16 protein-coding genes are annotated in these 18,878 nt (G+C 69.6%); 14 read left to right on the top strand and 2 right to left on the bottom strand.

The features are described 5' to 3' along the window. Positions 1-31 precede the first annotated feature (31 nt). The 5 genes from OHB41_RS33350 (at position 32) to OHB41_RS33370 (ending at position 6,626) form a co-directional block, all read left to right on the top strand. A complete protein-coding gene (locus OHB41_RS33350; RefSeq protein ID WP_266702072.1) occupies positions 32-790 on the top strand; it encodes an NUDIX hydrolase in 759 nt (252 codons plus the stop codon). 108 nt (positions 791-898) lie between these two features. Further along, on the top strand, positions 899-2,659 hold the full coding sequence (locus OHB41_RS33355) for an ABC transporter ATP-binding protein (RefSeq protein WP_266702075.1): 1,761 nt from the start codon (positions 899-901) through the stop codon (positions 2,657-2,659). A 162-nt stretch (positions 2,660-2,821) separates the two neighbouring features. Next, on the top strand, positions 2,822-3,709 hold the full coding sequence (locus OHB41_RS33360; protein WP_266702077.1) for a FadR/GntR family transcriptional regulator: 888 nt from the start codon (positions 2,822-2,824) through the stop codon (positions 3,707-3,709). A 430-nt stretch (positions 3,710-4,139) separates the two neighbouring features. After that, positions 4,140-5,675: an RNA polymerase sigma factor gene (locus OHB41_RS33365; RefSeq protein ID WP_266702079.1), complete on the top strand. Its 1,536-nt coding sequence runs from the start codon at positions 4,140-4,142 to the stop codon at positions 5,673-5,675. Between the two features lie 132 nt (positions 5,676-5,807). Next, entirely contained in the window at positions 5,808-6,626 is an 819-nt protein-coding gene (locus OHB41_RS33370) for a serine protease (RefSeq protein WP_266702081.1), read from the top strand. A gap of 353 nt (positions 6,627-6,979) precedes the next feature. On the opposite strand, the gene OHB41_RS33375 is transcribed toward OHB41_RS33370, so the two are convergent. Beyond that, positions 6,980-7,210 (bottom strand): DUF7455 domain-containing protein, encoded by a 231-nt coding sequence (locus OHB41_RS33375; protein WP_266702083.1) that lies wholly within the window; start codon positions 7,208-7,210, stop codon positions 6,980-6,982. Positions 7,211-7,653: 443 nt separating this feature from the next. On the opposite strand from OHB41_RS33375, the gene OHB41_RS33380 reads away from it, so the two are divergent. From OHB41_RS33380 to OHB41_RS33405, 6 genes are all read left to right on the top strand, one after another. After that, positions 7,654-9,777, top strand: coding sequence for a DNA gyrase/topoisomerase IV subunit B (locus OHB41_RS33380; protein WP_266702085.1), 2,124 nt, complete (start codon positions 7,654-7,656; stop codon positions 9,775-9,777). Positions 9,778-10,288: 511 nt separating this feature from the next. Beyond that, the gene (locus OHB41_RS33385) at positions 10,289-10,813 is read left to right on the top strand and encodes a DUF1453 domain-containing protein (RefSeq protein ID WP_266702087.1); all 525 of its coding nucleotides are present in this window, start codon (positions 10,289-10,291) and stop codon (positions 10,811-10,813) included. Beyond that, complete coding sequence (locus OHB41_RS33390; RefSeq protein ID WP_266702089.1) at positions 10,810-11,961, top strand: sensor histidine kinase; 1,152 nt, start codon at positions 10,810-10,812, stop codon at positions 11,959-11,961. Before OHB41_RS33385 ends, OHB41_RS33390 begins: the two co-directional genes overlap by 4 nt. Then, positions 11,958-12,641, top strand: coding sequence for a response regulator transcription factor (locus OHB41_RS33395; protein ID WP_266702091.1), 684 nt, complete (start codon positions 11,958-11,960; stop codon positions 12,639-12,641). The genes OHB41_RS33390 and OHB41_RS33395 overlap by 4 nt, the downstream gene beginning before the upstream one ends. Positions 12,642-12,745: 104 nt before the next feature. After that, positions 12,746-13,234 (top strand): DUF485 domain-containing protein, encoded by a 489-nt coding sequence (locus OHB41_RS33400; protein ID WP_266702094.1) that lies wholly within the window; start codon positions 12,746-12,748, stop codon positions 13,232-13,234. Further along, positions 13,231-14,823, top strand: coding sequence for a monocarboxylic acid transporter (locus tag OHB41_RS33405; protein WP_266702101.1), 1,593 nt, complete (start codon positions 13,231-13,233; stop codon positions 14,821-14,823). The genes OHB41_RS33400 and OHB41_RS33405 overlap by 4 nt, the downstream gene beginning before the upstream one ends. Positions 14,824-15,003: 180 nt before the next feature. Here OHB41_RS33405 and OHB41_RS33410 read toward each other — a convergent pair whose 3' ends face one another. Further along, complete coding sequence (locus tag OHB41_RS33410) at positions 15,004-15,696, bottom strand: response regulator (RefSeq protein ID WP_266702103.1); 693 nt, start codon at positions 15,694-15,696, stop codon at positions 15,004-15,006. A gap of 161 nt (positions 15,697-15,857) precedes the next feature. Here OHB41_RS33410 and OHB41_RS33415 point away from each other — a divergent pair, with 161 nt between their 5' ends. The 3 genes from OHB41_RS33415 to OHB41_RS33425 all read left to right on the top strand — a co-directional run bounded on the left by OHB41_RS33415 (position 15,858) and on the right by OHB41_RS33425 (position 18,855). Continuing rightward, on the top strand, positions 15,858-16,673 hold the full coding sequence (locus OHB41_RS33415) for an ABC transporter ATP-binding protein (protein ID WP_266702105.1): 816 nt from the start codon (positions 15,858-15,860) through the stop codon (positions 16,671-16,673). Then, positions 16,663-17,538, top strand: a complete 876-nt coding sequence (locus OHB41_RS33420; protein ID WP_266702107.1) for an ABC transporter permease — start codon at positions 16,663-16,665, stop codon at positions 17,536-17,538. Before OHB41_RS33415 ends, OHB41_RS33420 begins: the two co-directional genes overlap by 11 nt. 255 nt (positions 17,539-17,793) lie before the next feature. Beyond that, entirely contained in the window at positions 17,794-18,855 is a 1,062-nt protein-coding gene (locus OHB41_RS33425; RefSeq protein ID WP_266702109.1) for an ABC transporter substrate-binding protein, read from the top strand. Positions 18,856-18,878: the final 23 nt, after the last annotated feature.

Genomic DNA, 18,878 nt, shown 5'->3' on the forward strand with positions numbered 1-18,878 from the left:
TTATCGTCAAGGAGACGACTATGATCTCGGCATGCCCTACGACCCGTCTGCCTTTCCGCCCTTTGCCGTGACCGTGGACCTGGTCGTGCTGACCGTGCGTCGCCACGCCCTGTGCGCGCTGGCGGTACGCAGGGGCGAGCAGCCGTTCCAGGGCCGGTGGGCGCTGCCGGGCGGGTTCGTACGGGCCGACGAGAATCTCGCGCAGGCGGCGGCGCGCGAGCTGGCCGAGGAGACCGGGCTGCGTGCCCACGACCCGTCCGTGCCGGCACAGGACAACGGCGCGCACCTCGAGCAGCTGGCGACGTACGGCGATCCCGAACGCGACCCGCGCATGAGGGTCGTCAGCGTGGCCCATCTCGCGCTCGCCCCCGACCTGCCCGCGCCCAGGGCCGGGGGTGACGCCAAGAGCGCGCGCTGGGCGCCCGTGGAGGAGCTGCTCCAACAGGGCGGTTACGGCCGCGACGGCGAGCAGGCGGCGCCACTCGCCTTCGACCACGCGACGATCCTCGCGGACGGCGTGGAACGCGCCCGGTCCAAGATCGAGTACTCGTCGCTGGCCACCGCCTTCTGCCCGACCGAATTCACCGTAGGCGAGCTGCGCCGTGTCTACGAGGCGGTGTGGGGCGTCGCGCTCGATCCGCGCAACTTCCACCGCAAGGTGACGGGTACGCCGGGCTTCCTCGTGCCCACGGGAGGCACGACCACGCGTCAGGGAGGCCGCCCTGCCCAGCTGTTCCGCGCGGGCGGCGCCACCCTGCTCAATCCGCCGATGCTGCGCCCCGAGGTCTGACGATCGGCCCGACTCCGGGGCGGGCCGTCCCGCGACACAGGGGAGGCCTGGCAATGACCGGCCGTCCGGTGCCCGAAAAAACGTAAATGTCGCGCTATCTTGCTGTGAGTGATCCAGGCCATCGGATTGACCAGCAACCCCCGCGGGGAGCTTCGGCCCGCCGTCGACGACGTGTCCTTCGAGGCGCGCGCGGGCCACGTCACAGCCCTCCTCGGAGCTTCGGGTGCGGGCAAGACCACGACGCTGAAGCTCATGCTCGAACTCCGGCCGGGCCGAGGAATCACCTACTTCCGAGGCCGGCCGCTGCACCGGATCGCCCATCCGTCGCGCGAGGTCGGCGTACTTCTCGGTGATGTACCCGGTCATCCCGCGCGCACGGTCCACGGGCAGCTCCGCATGCTGTGTGCCGCGGCCGGTGTGCCGGTACGGCGCGCCGACGAGGTCCTCGAAGTGGTCGGTCTGGTCAGCCTGTGCGACGAGCGGCTGAGCACCCTCTCGCGCGGCCTGGACCGTCGCCTGGGCCTCGCCTGCGCGCTGCTGGCCGACCCGCACACCCTCGTCCTCGACGACCCCGCCGCGGGACTCTCCGCCCGTGAAGGCCGCTGGCTGCACGGTGTCCTGCGCGCGCATGCGAGCCAGGGCGGCACCGTTCTGTTCAGCACGGGCGACGCCAAGGAAGCGGCTTGGGCGGCCGACCGGGTCATCACGCTGCGGGAGGGCCGCGTCGCCGCCGACCAGGAGGTCGCGGACTTCGCCCGCACCCGGTTGCGTCCCCGGGTGGCCGTCCGCAGCCCGCACGCCGTCCGCCTCGGCGCCCTGATCGCCAAGGAGGCCCGGACCGACCAGCGTTCCGTCGAGGTCGTGCGCGAGGACGGCAACCGGCTCTCGGTGTACGGCAGCACCTGTGCCGCCGTCGGCGAGACCGCCTACCGGCACGGCATCCTCGTTCACCAAATCGCCGACGAGACCGGGGACATGGGAACTCCCCCCGACCCGTCCGCCGGTGGCGGCGCTCTCGGAAGTGACGATTCTTCTCGGGCCGAGACGCCGGCCACGGAGAGGCAGCCCGTGCTCCTGCCCCCCATCGCCGTACGCCAGGCACCGAGTCCCCTGCGTCCCCTTCGCTACGAACTGCGCCGCGCCGCCGGTGTCGGCACCGGCTACCTCACCTCCGCCGCCGTGCTGTTCGTCTCCGCCCTCCTGTCCGTGTTCCTCGCCAGGATCGGTCACACCCCCGGCCCGCGACTGCTGGCCGCCTGGCCGCGCGAAAGCCCTCTTCCGCCCGCGGCGCTCGGCGCGGGACTGCTCGGCGCGATCGCCTTCGGCGAGGAATTCCGGCACCCCGCCCTGGCCGCGGACCGCGGAACCGTCCCCCGCCGGCTGGGACTGCTGGCGGCCAAACTCCTCGTCTCCTCGGGCACCGCGCTCATGCTGGCCTTTCTCACCGTGGGCTGCGACCTCGAAATCCTCTATCTCGTGTACGGGCGGGAACTCACCGCAATTCCCGGCGATTGGCTTTCCCTGGGCGCGAGTTGGATCGGCCTCGTGGTGGGCTGCGCCTGGGCCGGGGTACTGGCAGCGGGTCTCTTCCGGTCCACCACCGCAGGGCTCGCCGCCGTTCTCGCCGTTCCGGTCCTCGTCGTCCCGCTCGTACAAAAGGCCTTGTCGGGACCATCCGTGCGGACGGCGGCCGGGTTCCCGGAGCGGCTGCGCGAGCTCACGCTGGTGCAGTGGCCGTTCGGGGGAGCGCGCTATCTGGCGGCCGTGGTGCGGCTGGTCGTCCAACCTGTCGGCGGCGCGCTGACGTTGTCGCTGACCGCACTGCTCTGCGCATTTCTGCTCACGACCCTGCGGAGCCGGGTTCGATGACGACCGTCCGCGCCCTTCCGTTTCCGCGGTGCGCACAACTCCTTGGAGAACGCCCATTTCTTTCCGATAAGGCGTCAATTGCGACGGGGTGAGCGATCACCCTTTCGTGTGCTTTTCACCAAAGACCTCAAGGGAGTTGGAGACAGCGCCGACAAATGATCCGTGAGTACCCTTGCGCACACCATGATGACCGCCGCCCGCTCCACAGACTCCGGCCTGGCCGGCCCGGGCGAACTCGACCGCTACCCCTATAGCGACTCCCGTGGTACCGAGCGCCTCGGCGTCCCCGCGTGGGAGAACGCCGACCAGGAGCTCGGCCGCGTCGGCCGACGCTCCGCGGGCAACCGCGGACGCGGACTGCACGGCCAACTCGTTCAACAGCTGGGCCAGATGATCGTCTCCGGCGACCTCGGCGCGGACCGTCCGCTCGTCCCCGAGGAGATCGGACAGAGGTTCGAAGTCTCGCGCACCGTCGTCCGTGAATCGCTCCGTGTCCTTGAGGCGAAGGGCCTGGTCAGCGCCCGGCCCAACGTCGGTACGCGGGTGCGCCCCGTCAGTGACTGGAACCTTCTCGACCCGGACATCATCGAATGGCGTGCCTTCGGTCCGCAGCGCGACGATCAGCGACGCGAGCTGAGCGAACTGCGCTGGACGATCGAACCGCTCGCCGCCCGCCTCGCCGCCGGGCACGGCCGGGAGGAGGTGCAGCAGCGTCTCGGCGACATGGTCGAGATCATGGGCCACGCCTTGGCGCAGGGTGACTCGCTCACCTTCTCGCGTGCCGACTCGGAGTTCCATTCGCTGCTCATCCAGGTCTCGGGCAACCGCATGCTGGAACACCTTTCCGGGATCGTGTCGGCCGCGCTCCAGGTCTCCGGCGGTCCCGTCGCCGGTTGTGAGCGGCCGACCGAGGCTTCCTTGGTGCACCACGGCCGCATCGTCGACGCGCTGGCCGCGGCCGACGGTACGGCGGCCGAGACCGCCATGCGCCAGCTGCTCACCGTCCACCCCGAGGTGGAGCGCGTGGTGCCCGCGCCGCGCGAGCACTGACCGCGCTCCGAGGGCGGCGCGGTCGGGGGCCTGTGTCCTCGCGTGGCATCGCTCGGCCGGTGAACCCTCTCTCGCCGGACCCCCTCGGATCCTTCCGGGATCCGGTGGGGTCCGGTGATGCGATGAGGTGATGCGCCTGTCGGTTTGAGGTGATGAGTCCATCAGCTGACCTTCTCTGACCGTATCTGACCGCTTTTGGGCTCTTACGGGGTGTGACTCGGGCCACGCAGATTGGGCGTAACGCTCTTCGGAACTGCGCGATGACCTAAGAGGTGACTGCCGAGGAAGGAATACGGACGCCGTTCACGGCGCTGTGAATCTTCCCGGCCCCCGCCCGCGCCGTCGACTCATCCCCAAGTCGGCGGTCGTCGGTCCCTGTCCGCACCGGACGGGGCCGGAAGCCGTTTTCCAACGTTCCGAGAGGTTGTTCGTGTCGGCCAGCACATCCCGTACGCTCCCGCCGGAGATCGCCGAGTCCGTCTCTGTCATGGCGCTCATCGAGCGGGGAAAGGCTGAGGGGCAGATCGCCGGCGATGACGTGCGTCGGGCCTTCGAAGCTGACCAGATTCCGGCCACTCAGTGGAAGAACGTACTGCGCAGCCTCAACCAGATCCTCGAGGAAGAGGGTGTGACGCTGATGGTCAGTGCCGCGGAGCCCAAGCGCACCCGAAAGAGCGTCGCAGCGAAGAGTCCGGCCAAGCGCACCGCCACCAAGACGGTGGCGGCTAAGACGGTGACCACCAAGAAGGCCACCGCCAGCGCAGCCCCGGCCGCCCCTGCCGCCCACGATCCGGCCGAGGACGCGTCCGACGGCCGGGTCGCCGCCAAGAAGACGGTCGCCAAGAAGGCCGTCGCGAAGAAGACGGTCGCCAAGAAGACGGCGGCCAAGAAGACCACCGCCAAGAAGGACGACGTCGAGCTGGTCGACGACGAGGCGGTCGAGGAGACCCCGGGCAAGCCCGGCGCCGAGGAGCCCGCCGAGGACGGCGCCCAGGGCTTCGTGCTGTCCGACGAGGACGAGGACGACGCGCCCGCGCAGCAGGTCGCCGCCGCCGGTGCCACCGCGGACCCGGTCAAGGACTACCTGAAGCAGATCGGCAAGGTCCCCCTGCTCAACGCCGAGCAGGAGGTCGAGCTCGCCAAGCGCATCGAGGCGGGCCTCTTCGCCGAGGACAAGCTGGCGAACGCCGACAAGCTCGCGCCGAAGCTCAAGCGCGAGCTGGAGATCATCGCCGAGGACGGCCGTCGGGCGAAGAACCACCTCCTGGAGGCCAACCTCCGTCTGGTGGTCTCCCTGGCCAAGCGCTACACCGGCCGCGGCATGCTCTTCCTGGACCTCATCCAGGAGGGCAACCTCGGTCTGATCCGCGCGGTGGAGAAGTTCGACTACACCAAGGGCTACAAGTTCTCCACGTACGCCACCTGGTGGATCCGTCAGGCGATCACCCGCGCCATGGCCGACCAGGCCCGCACCATCCGTATCCCGGTGCACATGGTCGAGGTCATCAACAAGCTCGCGCGCGTGCAGCGCCAGATGCTCCAGGACCTGGGCCGTGAGCCCACCCCGGAGGAGCTGGCCAAGGAACTCGACATGACCCCGGAGAAGGTCATCGAGGTCCAGAAGTACGGCCGTGAGCCCATCTCGCTGCACACCCCCCTGGGCGAGGACGGCGACAGCGAGTTCGGTGACCTCATCGAGGACTCCGAGGCCGTCGTCCCGGCCGACGCGGTCAGCTTCACGCTCCTGCAGGAGCAGCTGCACTCCGTTCTCGACACCCTCTCCGAGCGCGAGGCGGGCGTAGTCTCGATGCGCTTCGGTCTCACCGACGGTCAGCCGAAGACCCTCGACGAGATCGGCAAGGTGTACGGCGTCACGCGCGAGCGGATCCGTCAGATCGAGTCCAAGACGATGTCGAAGCTGCGCCACCCGTCGCGCTCGCAGGTGCTGCGCGACTACCTCGACTAGGTCTCGGCGGTACGTCACCGAGGGCCCGACTCCCGCTGGGGAGCCGGGCCCTCGGTCTGTGCGCGGAGTGCGCGTCGTGACGCGCTGGATCACTCTGGGTGTTCCAGGACCGCCCCAGAGTGAGGAGCGCGCATGCGCCGTCCCCTTGTCGCCTCGCTGGCCCTCGCGGCCGCCGCGGCCGTGATACCGCTGGCGTCCCCCGCCCCGGCCGCGACCGGTGGCGTCGTCATCGGAGGTCAACCCGTCGATATCGCCCAGAGCCCGTGGACCGTGGCGCTGTCCAGCCGTGACCGGTTCGGGGGTACGCGGGCCGGACAGTTCTGCGGCGGTGTGGTGATCGGCCCGTCGCTCGTCCTGACCGCGGCCCACTGCCTGGGGCCGCTCGTGCTCGGAGGGCCACCCCAGAAAGTCCGCGACCTGAAGGTCGTCGCGGGCCGGGGGGACCTGCTTTCCACCAAGGGCGAGGAGATCCCGGTCAGCAAGACCTGGGTCAATCCGGCCTACGACGCCGAGGCGAACGCCGGGGACTTCGCGGTGCTCACGCTCGCCTCCCCGCTGCCTCAGAGCTCGGTCATCCGGATGGCTGCCGCCGGGGACGCCGCCTACGCGCCCGGTACGGGCGCCGCGGTCTACGGCTGGGGCGACACGTCGGGTGGCGGCGACTACCCGCTCACCCTGCGGTCCGTGGGAGTGAACGTGCTGTCCGACGCCGTCTGCGAGCGAGCCTATCCGGGAAACGCGGACGGCACCTACAGGGCCGGCTCCATGCTGTGCGCCGGTGAGATCGAGGGCGGGCGGGACGCCTGCCAGGGCGACAGTGGCGGCCCGCTCGTCGCTCAGGGCCGGCTGATCGGACTCGTGTCGTGGGGCAGCGGCTGCGGGCAGCCGGGGAGCCCCGGGGTCTATACGCGGGTCTCCGACGTCGTCAGGGCGCTCGGCTCGCGCCGCTGAGGGTACGCGGGCCGCAGACGGGTCTGTCGGGTCCGTCGGCCGCTCCAGGCGGCTGCTGAGGCCGTGGAGGCTGTGCGGGGGCCGCATGCGGATGCGCGTGTTTTCGGAAGCTGTGCGGCCCTGACCGGCGCACCGGGTGTCTCCGGAGGGGACGCGGGTCGGGGTGCCGGGCATCGAAGCCGTACCGCCCCTGGTGGCCGAAGGGGCTGAAGCGGCACGAACCGGAGCGTTTCGGCGTATCCGGCGGAGCGATCCGGCGAGCGGTACGCATACGGGCGGCCACCCCCAGTAGCAGGGGTGGCCGCCCGTACACCCGGCCTATGCCGGAGCTGGCTCGTCGTTGATGCGAAGTGTCAGCGCTCTTCGTCCTCAGACGTTGCCGGGACCGACGTCAGTCGCTCCGTCTCGTCCTGTATCTCAGCGGCGATCTTCTTGAGTTCCGGCTCGAACTTACGCCCGTGATGGGCGCAGAAGAGCAGCTCACCGCCGCTGAGGAGGACGACGCGCAGATATGCCTGGGCGCCGCAACGGTCGCAGCGGTCAGCGGCCGTCAGCGGGCTCGCGGGGGTCAGAACAGTAGTCACGTCGCCTCTTCTCTAGCTCGACGAGCTGTCGTACCAGGGTCAACATCCAACCAGGCCGAAAACGTTCCCGCTCGTGGCTTTTCCTCGAAAATTTCTCTCCGGGGCGGCTGTCTGCTGCCGGGTGGCGGCGAATGAGCCGTATTGCGTGTCTTCGCGTCTTACGGGTTTCGCGCTGTCTGTCGGGGGGTCGGTCCTCCCGGCTGGCTTGCCGGTTGTTCAAGAGGACGTGCCCGGAGCCTAAATGGTTCATGCCCCGAAGGGAACGTGATATGTACTTCACTCCATCGAGGGATCGAACACCCATGCGACCCTGGACTAGTCTGAGTTCATGCGAGGGTGGCGTTACAACGGCTCTACCAGGCCTCGGTACCCTCTCAGCGGTGACCGAAGCCGGCCCCTTACCCAAAAGGGCCCCATCTGAAATTCAGCGAGGAGCGAACCGCGTGACCGCCGACACGTCCGTGCCGTCCACAGCGTTGCTGACCGGATCAGACCGGGACGGTTCCAACTACACCGCGCGGCACCTGCTCGTCCTCGAGGGGCTCGAAGCCGTCCGCAAGCGCCCCGGCATGTACATCGGGTCGACCGACAGTCGCGGTCTGATGCACTGCCTGTGGGAGATCATCGACAACTCCGTGGACGAGGCCCTGGGCGGCTACTGCGACCACATCGACGTGATCCTGCACGACGACGGCTCGGTGGAAGTGCGGGACAACGGCCGTGGCATCCCGGTCGACGTGGAGCCGAAGACCGGCCTGTCCGGTGTCGAGGTCGTGATGACCAAGCTGCACGCCGGCGGCAAGTTCGGCGGCGGCTCGTACGCGGCCTCCGGCGGTCTGCACGGCGTGGGCGCCTCCGTGGTGAACGCGCTCTCCGCCCGTCTGGACGTCGAGGTGGACCGCAGCGGCAACACACACGCGGTCAGCTTCCGGCGCGGCACCCCGGGAGCCTTCAAGGCGGACGGCCCCGAGGCCGCCTTCGACGCGACGAGCGGGCTGCGCAAGCTCAAGCGGATCCCCAAGACCCGCACCGGCACGCGCGTGCGCTACTGGGCCGATCGCCAGATCTTCCTCAAGGACGCCAAGCTCTCCCTCGACCACCTGCACCAGCGGGCCCGACAGACCGCCTTCCTGGTCCCGGGCCTCACCATCGTCGTGCGCGACGAGTACGGGCTCGGCGAGGGCGGCAGCAAGGGCGAGGAGTCCTTCCGCTTCGACGGCGGCATCAGTGAGTTCTGCGAGTACCTGGCCTCCGACAAGCCCGTCTGCGACGTTCTCCGCTTCTCGGGGCAGGGCAGCTTCAAGGAGACCGTCCCGGTCCTCGACGACCACGGACAGATGACGCCGACCGAGGTCACCCGTGAGCTCGGCGTGGACGTGGCGCTGCGCTGGGGCACCGGCTACGACACGAACCTGAAGTCGTTCGTGAACATCATCGCCACCCCCAAGGGCGGCACCCATGTCGCGGGCTTCGAGCAGGCCGTGGCCAAGACGATGAACGAGGTGCTGCGGGCCAAGAAGCTGCTGCGCGTCGCCGAGGACGACATCGTCAAGGACGACGCCCTGGAGGGCCTGACCGCCGTCGTCACGGTGCGTCTCGCCGAGCCGCAGTTCGAGGGCCAGACCAAGGAGGTCCTCGGGACCTCGGCGGCCCGCCGCATCGTGACCAACGTGGTCTCCAGGGAGCTCAAGGCGTTCCTGACCTCCACCAAGCGGGACGACGCCGCGCAGGCCCGGGTCGTGATGGAGAAGGCCGTCGCCGCCGCGCGCACGAGGATCGCCGCGCGCCAGCACAAGGACGCGCAGCGCCGGAAGACCGCCCTCGAGTCCTCGTCACTGCCCGCAAAACTCGCCGACTGCCGCAGTGACGATGTCGACCGCAGTGAGCTGTTCATCGTCGAGGGCGACTCCGCGCTCGGTACGGCCAAACTGGCGCGGAACTCGGAGTTCCAGGCGCTGCTGCCGATCCGGGGCAAGATCCTCAACGTTCAGAAGTCGTCCGTGACGGACATGCTCAAGAACGCCGAGTGCGGTGCGATCATCCAGGTCATAGGGGCCGGGTCCGGGCGGACCTTCGACATCGACGCGGCGCGGTACGGGAAGATCATTCTCCTCGTCGACGCCGATGTCGACGGTGCGCACATCCGGATCCTGCTGCTCACGCTGTTCCAGCGGTACATGCGGCCCATGGTCGAGGCCGGGCGGGTGTTCGCGGCGGTGCCGCCGCTGCACCGCGTCGAGCTCAGCCAGCCCAAGAAGGGGCAGGACAAGTACGTCTACACGTACTCGGACCGTGAGCTGCGGGAGACGCTGCTGGAGCTGCAGCGCAAGAACGTGCGGTACAAGGACTCGATCCAGCGGTACAAGGGTCTGGGCGAGATGGACGCCGATCAGCTGGCCGAGACGACGATGGATCCCCGGTTCCGGACGCTGCGCCGGATCAACATCTCCGACCTGGACGCCTCTGAGCAGGTGTTCGATCTGCTGATGGGGAACGACGTGGCACCGCGCAAGGAGTTCATCTCCAGGTCCGCGGCGACGTTGGACCGGTCGCGCATCGACGCGTAGGCGCTGCGCGGGCGGCAGGGGGTGGAGCGCGCGTCCGCGGGGTGCGGTGGCGCGTCCGCGGGCGGGCTGTGGCGCGGGCGGGTATCGGCGCCGTGGGAGTCGCGCGGCCTGTGGGGACGTCTGTGGGTGCGACTGTGACTGCGTCTGCGGTGCATGCGCGGGCGGTGGTGAGGCGGGGCCCAGCCGGTACGTCGAGCCCGTCGCCGCTGGATCAGGCGTGGGCCGGGCAGGGGAGCCGTTGTTCGATCCGGGCGTGAGTGACGGGCTGCGACGTACCGGCACGGCCCCTCGCGTGCGTCGTCGGGTGCGGCGAGCTGGGGCGAGATCCATGGGGCCTGGACGGAGTTGAGAACGTCTTGGGCTCCACCCGTGGGTGGAGGCTTGAGGCAGGGGTGGATCCACCCGGGATCCACCCGGGCTCCGATCTGCAGACCTCGCGATTTCCGTAGCGTCGAAGGCGTCGACAGCGCTCGCTGTCGATATCCGCTCTTCCTCGCCCATGGGGGTCGCGATGTCCGGGCTCGTCAACGCCTTGGTGATCTTCGCCGTCGTTGTTCTCGTCGTCGCACGCCAATTCCGTGCGCGCAGGGTCAGCACGGACAGGCGCTGGTGGATCGTGCCGGTTGTGCTGGCCGTGATCGCTCTGCGCGAGCCGGGGCTCATCGACCCCCGTCACCGGACCGCGGCGGTCCTCCTCATCGGGGCAGAGCTCGTCATCGGGCTGGCCATCGGAGCCGCCTGGGCGTGGACCACACGGATGTGGGTGGAGCCGGACGGCACGGTCTGGAGCAGGAGCACCAAGGCAGGCGCGGCCGTCTGGGGCGTGGGCATAGCCGTGCGGCTGGGGCTCTTCGGCATCGGTGCGCTGCTGGGCGTGCGTCAGGACAGCTCCGCACTGCTGCTCGCGCTCGCCGCCACCCTGCTGGTCCGCTCCGGAGTCCTGCTCTGGCGGTCGCAGTCCCTGCGCCCGGCGGGCGTGCTGGGCGCGGCGTACGGTGGCGGCGTGCCCCAGGCCTCGTGGAAGGAGCGCGTGTGACCGAGCATTCCTGGACCCGCTGGCCCTCCCGCGAGGCGCTCTCGCGAGCGGGAGTGCCCACGGCCAAGCGCGCGCTAGCCTGGACGACGCGCCTCTTCGCCTTGGGCGTCCTCCTGTGGACGACCTTCACGAACAGCGATCTGAGCGGATGGGGCACCGCGGCCGCAGCGCTGGGGGTCGTCGCCTGCGGCGCCGGAGCCTGGGCCTTCTGGCAGACCACGCTCCGGCACCGGCTGCTCCCCTCCATGGCGCTGCTCGCGCTGCTGCTCGGCATCGCGGTGGTGGCGGCGGGTACGGGGTTCAGGACTCCGGCCCTCGTGCTGTGGTGCGTGTGCGCGATCAGCGCCATGGAGAGGCTGCCCCTGGTGGCGGCACTGCCGCTCACCACGGTGGCGCTGAGCGCCTACGCGGCGGTCAACAATGACGTCTGGCTGACCACCGTGGTCACCGTGGTGGGGCTCGTACTGGCGGGATACGTACTGCGCCTCGACGCGGAGGCGCGGGGAGGTGCCCAGCGTCTCCTCGCCCAGGAGCGCGCGGCCCGTGCGGCCGAGGCGCAGTCGGCGGCGCTCGCGGAGCGCGCCAGGATCGCACGGGAGATCCACGACGTCCTGGCACACAGCCTCTCGGCGCAGATGGTGCACCTCGAGGCGGCCCGGCTGCTGATCGAGCGGGGCGGCGACCGGGAGACGATCCTCGAACGCGTCGTGGCCGCGCGCGGGATGGCCCGGGAAGGGCTCGCCGAGACCCGGCAGGCGCTCTCCGCGCTGCGGGGCGAGATGTCCCCGGTGGAGGAGTTCCTGGGTGAACTGGTCGCCACGTCCGACGGGGCCGACGTCACCGTCACAGGTGAACGCCAGCTGCTGCCGGCCGAGGCCTCGCAGGCGGTACGGAGAGTGGCGCAGGAGGCCCTGACGAACGTCCGCAAGCACGCGCCGGGCGCCAAGGTCCACGTGCGGCTGGAATACGGCGAACACGAAGTGACCCTGGCCGTAAGGGACTCGGGGGGAGCGCCGGGGGAGCTCGGCGCCGCCGGCGCCGGGTACGGTCTGCTGGGCATGCGAGAGCGTGCCGAACTGCTGGGCGGCTCGTTGGAGGCCGGGCCGGACGAGGAGGGATTCGTGGTCACGCTGAAGGTGCCCGTATGACGGCGGAGGAGACCGGAAGGGCGGCTCGGGTCGTGGTGGCGGACGACCAGACGGTGGTGCGCGAGGGCATCGTGATGCTGCTGGGCCTGCTGCCGGGGATCGAGGTCGTGGGTGCTGCCGGGGACGGGGAGGAGGCGGTGGCGCTGGTCGCCGAACTCGCCCCGGACGTCGTGCTGATGGACCTGCGCATGCCTCGCTGCGACGGCGTCGAGGCGACCCGGCGCATCCGCGCAGAGCATCCGGGGACACAGGTGGTCGTGCTCACCACGTACGCGGACGACGAGTCGCTGTTTCCGGCGCTCAGGGCCGGGGCCCGCGGATATCTCACCAAGGACGCGGGCGGTGACGAGATCGTGCGCGCCGTCGAGAGCGTGCTGTCCGGCAACGCGGGACTCTCACCGAGTGTCCAACGGCGTTTGCTGGAGCGGCTGTCGCAGCCGGAACCGCCGCCGGCCGCGCCCGTGGCGCCGCCCGACGGGCTCACCGCGCGCGAGACCGAGGTGCTGCTGCTGATCGCCGAGGGGCTCACCAACCAGGAGATCGCCCGCAAGTTGCATGTCTCCACCGCCACGGTGAAGACCCACATCAACAATCTCTTCGCCAAGACGGGCCTCAAGGACCGTGCTCAAGCGGTGCGTTATGCCTACGGGAAAGGTCTCGTCCGGCCACCGGTGAATTGAGTCACCTGATGGGGTGAAGTGGGTGGGTAGAAGAGTCCGGGATCTTCCCGATCTGTACATCCTTGGGTACGCGGCCGAAACGGGTCGCGGACAAGGAGAGTTCGGTGGAGAAGCACGACGGCCGCGACACGGGGGAGGTCCGGTTCGACGACCCCTGGTATGACGCGCTCGCCTCCGACTGGGGCGAGTTGGACGGCACGGGGGCGCCCGCGCCCGTCGTCCCGCCCGCGCGCCAGGGGCAGGGAGGCCGCATGGGCGGCACGGCCGAGGTCTATCTGAAGGTGCAGCGCAGCGCGGCCTTCCAGGAGGTGCGCGGCCGGTACCGAAGGTTCGTGGTGCCGGCCTTCGCCGTGTTCTTCACCTGGTACGTCGGCTATGTGGTGACCGCCACGGCGGCGCCCGGGTTCATGGCCCGGTCGGTCGCGGGCGCGGTCAATGTGGGCATGGTGGCAGGGCTCGGGCAGTTCCTCACCACGTTCCTGCTCACCTGGGCGTACGCACGGCACGCACGGTTGCGCCGGGACCGAGCCGCACTCGAACTGCGCTGGGACACACAGGAGTTGACGCGCAACGTCAGAGGGGTCGAGCGGTGACCGGCAACCATCAGACGCTGGCACTGGTGCTGTTCAGCGCATTCGTGGCGGTCACGCTGGCGATCACGACCTGGGTGAGCCGTAACCGGCACGGTTCGGCCGAGGAGTTCTACGCCGGAGGGCGACTGTTCTCATCAATGGAGAATGGTTTTGCCATTTCTGGTGACTATATGTCGGCGGCGTCCTTCCTCGGGGTCACGGGACTCATCGCGCTCTACGGCTACGACGGACTGCTGTACGTCGTGGGATTCTTCGTCGCCTGGCTTGTCGTTCTGTTCCTCGTCGCCGAACTGGTGCGCAACTGCGGACGGTTCACCCTCGCCGATGTCGTCGCGGCGCGGATGAGCGAGCGACCCGTGCGGATCGCGGCGGGAACGGCTTCGGTGACCGTGTCCGTCCTGTATCTGGTGGCACAGATGGTGGGCGCGGGCAGCCTGGTCGCGCTGCTGCTCGGAGGTACGAGCGACGCGGCACGGAACTGGACGGTGATCGGCGTCGGCGCGCTCATGGTGATCTACGTGTCGCTGGGCGGGATGCGGGCCACCACCTGGATCCAGATCGTCAAGGCGGTCCTGCTGATGGGCGGCGCCGTCGCGCTGACCGTGCTCGTCCTGGTGCGCTTCCACGGGGACGTCAACCAGCTGCTGTTGTCGGCCGCCGGGCGCAGTGGGCACGGCGACGCGTTTCTCGTGCCCGGTCTGAAGTACGGCGGGGACTGGACGGCGCGTCTCGACTTCATCAGCCTGGGCCTCGCCCTGGTGCTCGGCACGGCCGGTCTGCCGCACATCCTGTCGCGCTTCTACACCGTGCCGACCGCGCGGGCCGCACGGCGCTCGGTGGTCTGGGCGATCGGACTCATCGGGGGCTTCTACCTGATGACGATCGTGCTGGGCTTCGGCGCGGCGGCGATCGTCGGACCGAAGGCGGTGCGGGAGTCGAACGCGGCGGGGAACACCGCGGTTCCGCTCCTCGCGCTCGATCTGGGCGGCGGCCCCGATTCGACAGGCGGAACGGTGCTGTTCGCGGTCGTGGCGGCCGTCGCCTTCGCCACGATCCTCGCGGTCGTCGCCGGCATCACCCTGGCGTCCTCCGCGTCCGTGGCGCACGACCTGTACGCCTCACTGCGACGCCGGCATGCGAAGGTACGCAGCGAGGTCGCGGTGGCACGTGCGGCGGCGGTGGGCATCGGAGTCGTCGCGATCGCGCTCGGGCTGGTGGCGCGCGACCTGAACGTGGCGTTCCTGGTGGGCCTCGCCTTCGCCGTCGCCGCGTCCGCGAACCTGCCGGTGTTGCTGTACTCGCTGTTCTGGCGGAGCTTCACGACCCGCGGCGCGGTGTGGGCCGTATACGGAGGACTGGTGCCCGCGTTGGCGCTCGTGCTGCTGTCACCGGTGGTGTCGGGCAGCCCCGACTCCCTGTTCCCGGGCGTGGACTTCCAGTACTTCCCGCTGCAGAACCCCGGCCTGGTGTCGATCCCGCTCGGCTTCCTCTCGGGCTGGCTGGGGACGGTCACCTCGGTGGAGCCGCCGGACGAGGCCAAGCATGCGGAGACCGAGGTGCGGTCGCTGACGGGTGCCGGAGCGGTCTGAGCGCACCGGGCCCCCGGGCGACGTGAACGGCAGCGGAGTGAACGGCCCCCGGACTCCCGTGACAGAGGCATGTGGCGCCGCAGGCCCCGGCGGCGCACCCCTCTGTCGCCGGTCCGTGCCCGCGGGGACTCCGCCCCGCGGGGCCAGGGGAGTGTGCGGGCGCCGCGCACGGGACAGCTCTCAGGGCGCCATCCACGCGTACCGATGCTCGGGGCGTCCGGTGTCGCCGTACTTGAGGGACAGGCGCAGGCGTCCCGCCTGTTCGAGGTGGCGCAGGTAGCGCTGGGCGGTGGACCGGCTGAGGCCTGTCTCGGCGGCCACCTCGTGGGCCGACAACGGTTGGTCCGCACGGTGCAGCACACCGCAGATCAGGTCCGTGGTGGGCTCCGAGTGGCCTCTGGGCAGCCCCGGCGACGCCGGTGTGGGCGCGGTGCGCAGCGCGCCGAAGATCCGGTCCACCTGCTCCTGACCCGCCACGCCACGCCCGCCGACCCGGTCGACGGTGCGCCGCAGGGCGGCGTACGAGTCGAGACGCGTGCGCAGTGCGGCGAAGGTGAACGGTTTGACCAGATAGTGCAGGGCGCCCAGACGCATCGCGGCCCGTACGGTCACCACGTCGCTCGCCGCGGTGATCATGATGACGTCGGTGCCGTGGCCCCGTTCGCGCATGTGGTGGACGAGTTCGAGGCCCGTCTGGTCGGGCAGATAGTGGTCGAGCAGGACCAGGTCGACGGGCGCGCGCTCCACGGCGGCCAGGGCCTGGGCAGCGCTGTGTGCGCGGGCGGCCACCCGGAAGCCGGGAACCTTCCCCACGTACCTCGCGTTGATCTCAGCGACGCGGAAGTCGTCGTCCACGACCAGGACGTCAATCATCGGGCCTCTTTCTCTCAAGGCCTGGCGAGCGTTAAGCCCGTGTTTCGGCTCCGCTGTTGTAGCGCGAGCAAAACGAGCACAACAGACTCTTGCAAGCATAAGAAGGCCTTGCGCCCAGAAGACTGATGCTGTGGCCCGCGCCACATCTACCGTCCCGGCCCATGAGCGCAGACACCGGCCCCGCCATCGAGCTACGGGGCGCGAGCAAGATCTTCAAGACCCCGTCAGGGGGACTGCACACAGCAGTCAGGGAGTTGGACCTGACGATCGGGCGTGGCGAGTTCGTCGCCGTCGTCGGCCCCACGGGCTGTGGCAAGTCGACCACGCTGACCCTGGTGAGCGGCCTCGAGGAGCCCACCGAGGGCGAGGTCCTGGTGGCGGGCGCGCCGGTCGAGGGTGTCGGGGACAAGGTCGGTTTCGTCTTCCAGCAGGACGCCACCTTCCCGTGGCGTACGGTCCTGTCGAACGTCATGGCGGGCCCGCGGTTTCGTGGGGTGCCCAAGGCGGAGGCGAAGCGACGGGCCCGCGAATGGCTGGCCAGGGTCGGGCTCGCGGCCTTCGAGGACCGCTATCCGCACCAGCTCTCCGGTGGCCAGCGCAAGCGTGTCGCGCTCGCCGCGACCTTCGTCAACGACCCCGAGATCCTGCTGATGGACGAGCCCTTCTCGGCGCTCGACGTGCAGACCAGGGCTCTGATGTCGGACGAACTGCTGGAGCTGTGGGAGGGCACGGGCGCCTCGGTCGTCTTCGTCACCCACGACCTGGAGGAGTCCATCGCGCTCGCCGACAAGGTCGTCGTGATGACGGCGGGCCCGGCCACCGTGAAGCAGATCTTCGACATCGATCTGCCGCGGCCCCGCAAGGTCGAAGCAGTACGCCTGGAGCCGCGGTTCATCGAGATCTACCGCGAGATCTGGCAGTCGCTCGGCGAAGAGGTCCGCATCACGCGCGAGAGGGGTGCGGCCGATGTCGCCTGACGTCATCCCCGAGGCCGTCCTCGCGCCGACCGACAGCGAACCCGTCAAGCCGGGGCGCGCCCACTCCCGGGCCCGAGCAGCCCGCCGACGCAGGATGATCGTCGCCGCGGCCCGTGCGGTGCTTCTGGTCGCCGTGCTCGGCCTGTGGGAGGTGTTCGCGCGAGCCGAGATCATCGACCCGTTCAACTTCTCCATGCCGTCGAAGATCTGGGACCAGATCTACACCTGGACCACCCACGGGACCGCACTCGGTTCGCTCGGCGAGCAGATCTGGTTCACGCTCCACGAGGCGCTGCTCGGCTGGATCATCGGCGTGGTGTCCGGTGTGGTCTTCGGCATCGCGCTGGGGCGGGTCACCTTCCTCGCCGATGTCCTTGGTCCATACATCAAGGTGCTCAACTCCATACCGAGGATCGTGCTGGCCCCGATCTTCGTGATCTGGTTCGGGCTCGGCCCGGCCTCCAAGGTCGCGTCCGCGGTGGTCCTGGTGTTCTTCCCGGTCTTCTTCAACGCGTTCCAGGGTGCCCGCGAGGTCGACCGCAACCTCGTCGCCAACGCGCGGATCCTCGGCGCGAGCGACCGCCGGGTGACGATTCAGGTCGTCATCCCGTCCGCCACCTCCTGGATCTTCACCAGCCTCCACGTCAGCTTCGGCTTCGCCCTCATCGGCGCGATCGTGGGGGAGTACATCGGCGCCACCAAGGGCATCGGTCTGCTCGTCGCGCAGTCGCAGGGCACCTTCAACGCGGCCGGTGTGTATGCCGCGATGGTCATCCTCGCCGTGGTCGCGCTGCTGGCCGAGGGACTGCTCACCTTCGCCGAACGCCGCATCTTCCGCTGGAAGCCGTCGGACTCCGAGAGCTGACCGACCCGGGGCCCGGGTTTCCGTACCGCCCGGTCGTGGTTCCCACCCGGAGGGCGCACTCGCCGCCCAAGCCCCTCTCCCAGCCCCGTCGCCCCCCGACGCCCCTCTTCAGGACGCCCGTTCCCGGTCCGACGCCCTCTCCAGTACGCCCGATCCCGGCTCAACGCCCACTCCAGGACGTCCGATCCCGGCTCACCGCCCTCTCCAGGGCGCCCGTTCCGCCCGCACCGCCCTCTCACAAGGACGTGACCCATCATGCGCAAGACCGCCAGATACTCCGCGCTGGCAGCCGCCGGTCTGCTCGCCCTCTCCTCGCTCACCGCCTGTGCCAACGACGCGGCCTCCTCCACCGCGGACAGCGGCAGCGACGGAGGTGGCGGCAAGGGTGAACACGTCAAGATCATGGTGGGTGGCCTCGACAAGGTCATCTACCTGCCGGCGATGCTCACCCAGCGGCTCGGCTACTTCGACGCCGAGGGCCTGGACGTCGAACTCCTCAGCGAGCCGGCCGGTGTGCAGGCGGAGACCGCGCTCGTCTCCGGTCAGGTGCAGGGGGCCGTCGGCTTCTACGACCACACGCTCGACCTGCAGACCAAGGGCAAGTCCGTGGAGTCCGTCGTGCAGTTCTCGCACGCGCCCGGAGAAGTGGAGCTGGTCTCCGCCAAGCGCGCGGACGACATCAGGTCGCCCAAGGACTTCAAGGGCAAGAAGCTCGGCATCACCGGGCTCGGCTCCTCCACCGACTTCCTCACCAAGTACCTGGCGGTCAAGAACGGTGTGAAGGTCAGCGACTTCTCGCCGGTCGCAGTCGGCGCCGGACCGACCTTCATCTCCGCGCTCCAGAAGGGCGCGATCGACGGCGGTATGACGACGGACCCGACGGTCACCACGGTCCTGCAGAAGGGCCTGGGCAAGGTCCTCATCGACATGCGTACGCCGAGGGGTTCGGCGGAGGCGTTCGGCGGCCCGTATCCCTCGTCCAGCCTCTACATGCAGACGGACTGGGTGAACGGCCACAAGGAGACGGTCCAGAAGCTGGCCAACGCCTTCGTGAAGACCCTCGCGTGGATGGCCACGCACAGCGCGTCCGAGATCGCCGCGAAGATGCCCGCCGACTACTCACAGGGTGCCAAGACGCTCTACGCCTCGGCCATCCAGAGCACGCTGCCGATGTTCACCAAGGACGGGGTGATGCCCGAGGACGGCCCCGAGACCGTCGAGAAGGTGCTCAAGGCGTTCAACCCCAACATCAAGAACGCCAAGGTGGACCTCGCCAAGACCTTCACCACGGAGTTCGTGAAGAAGGCCGCCGGCTGAGCAGTCCGGACCGTCCACCGCGC

This window comes from Streptomyces sp. NBC_01571, assembly GCF_026339875.1.
Taxonomy (GTDB): domain Bacteria; phylum Actinomycetota; class Actinomycetes; order Streptomycetales; family Streptomycetaceae; genus Streptomyces.

What these genes read in the sequence shown, in the direction of transcription:
- OHB41_RS33425 (WP_266702109.1), top strand. Translation starts at nt 17,794, where the DNA reads ATGCGCAAGACCGCCAGATACTCCGCGCTGGCAGCCGCCGGTCTGCTC.
- OHB41_RS33385 (WP_266702087.1), top strand. Translation starts at nt 10,289, where the DNA reads ATGTCCGGGCTCGTCAACGCCTTGGTGATCTTCGCCGTCGTTGTTCTC.
- OHB41_RS33350 (WP_266702072.1), top strand. Translation starts at nt 32, where the DNA reads ATGCCCTACGACCCGTCTGCCTTTCCGCCCTTTGCCGTGACCGTGGAC.
- OHB41_RS33410 (WP_266702103.1), bottom strand. Translation starts at nt 15,696, where the DNA reads ATGATTGACGTCCTGGTCGTGGACGACGACTTCCGCGTCGCTGAGATC.
- OHB41_RS33370 (WP_266702081.1), top strand. Translation starts at nt 5,808, where the DNA reads ATGCGCCGTCCCCTTGTCGCCTCGCTGGCCCTCGCGGCCGCCGCGGCC.
- OHB41_RS33395 (WP_266702091.1), top strand. Translation starts at nt 11,958, where the DNA reads ATGACGGCGGAGGAGACCGGAAGGGCGGCTCGGGTCGTGGTGGCGGAC.
- OHB41_RS33415 (WP_266702105.1), top strand. Translation starts at nt 15,858, where the DNA reads ATGAGCGCAGACACCGGCCCCGCCATCGAGCTACGGGGCGCGAGCAAG.
- OHB41_RS33420 (WP_266702107.1), top strand. Translation starts at nt 16,663, where the DNA reads ATGTCGCCTGACGTCATCCCCGAGGCCGTCCTCGCGCCGACCGACAGC.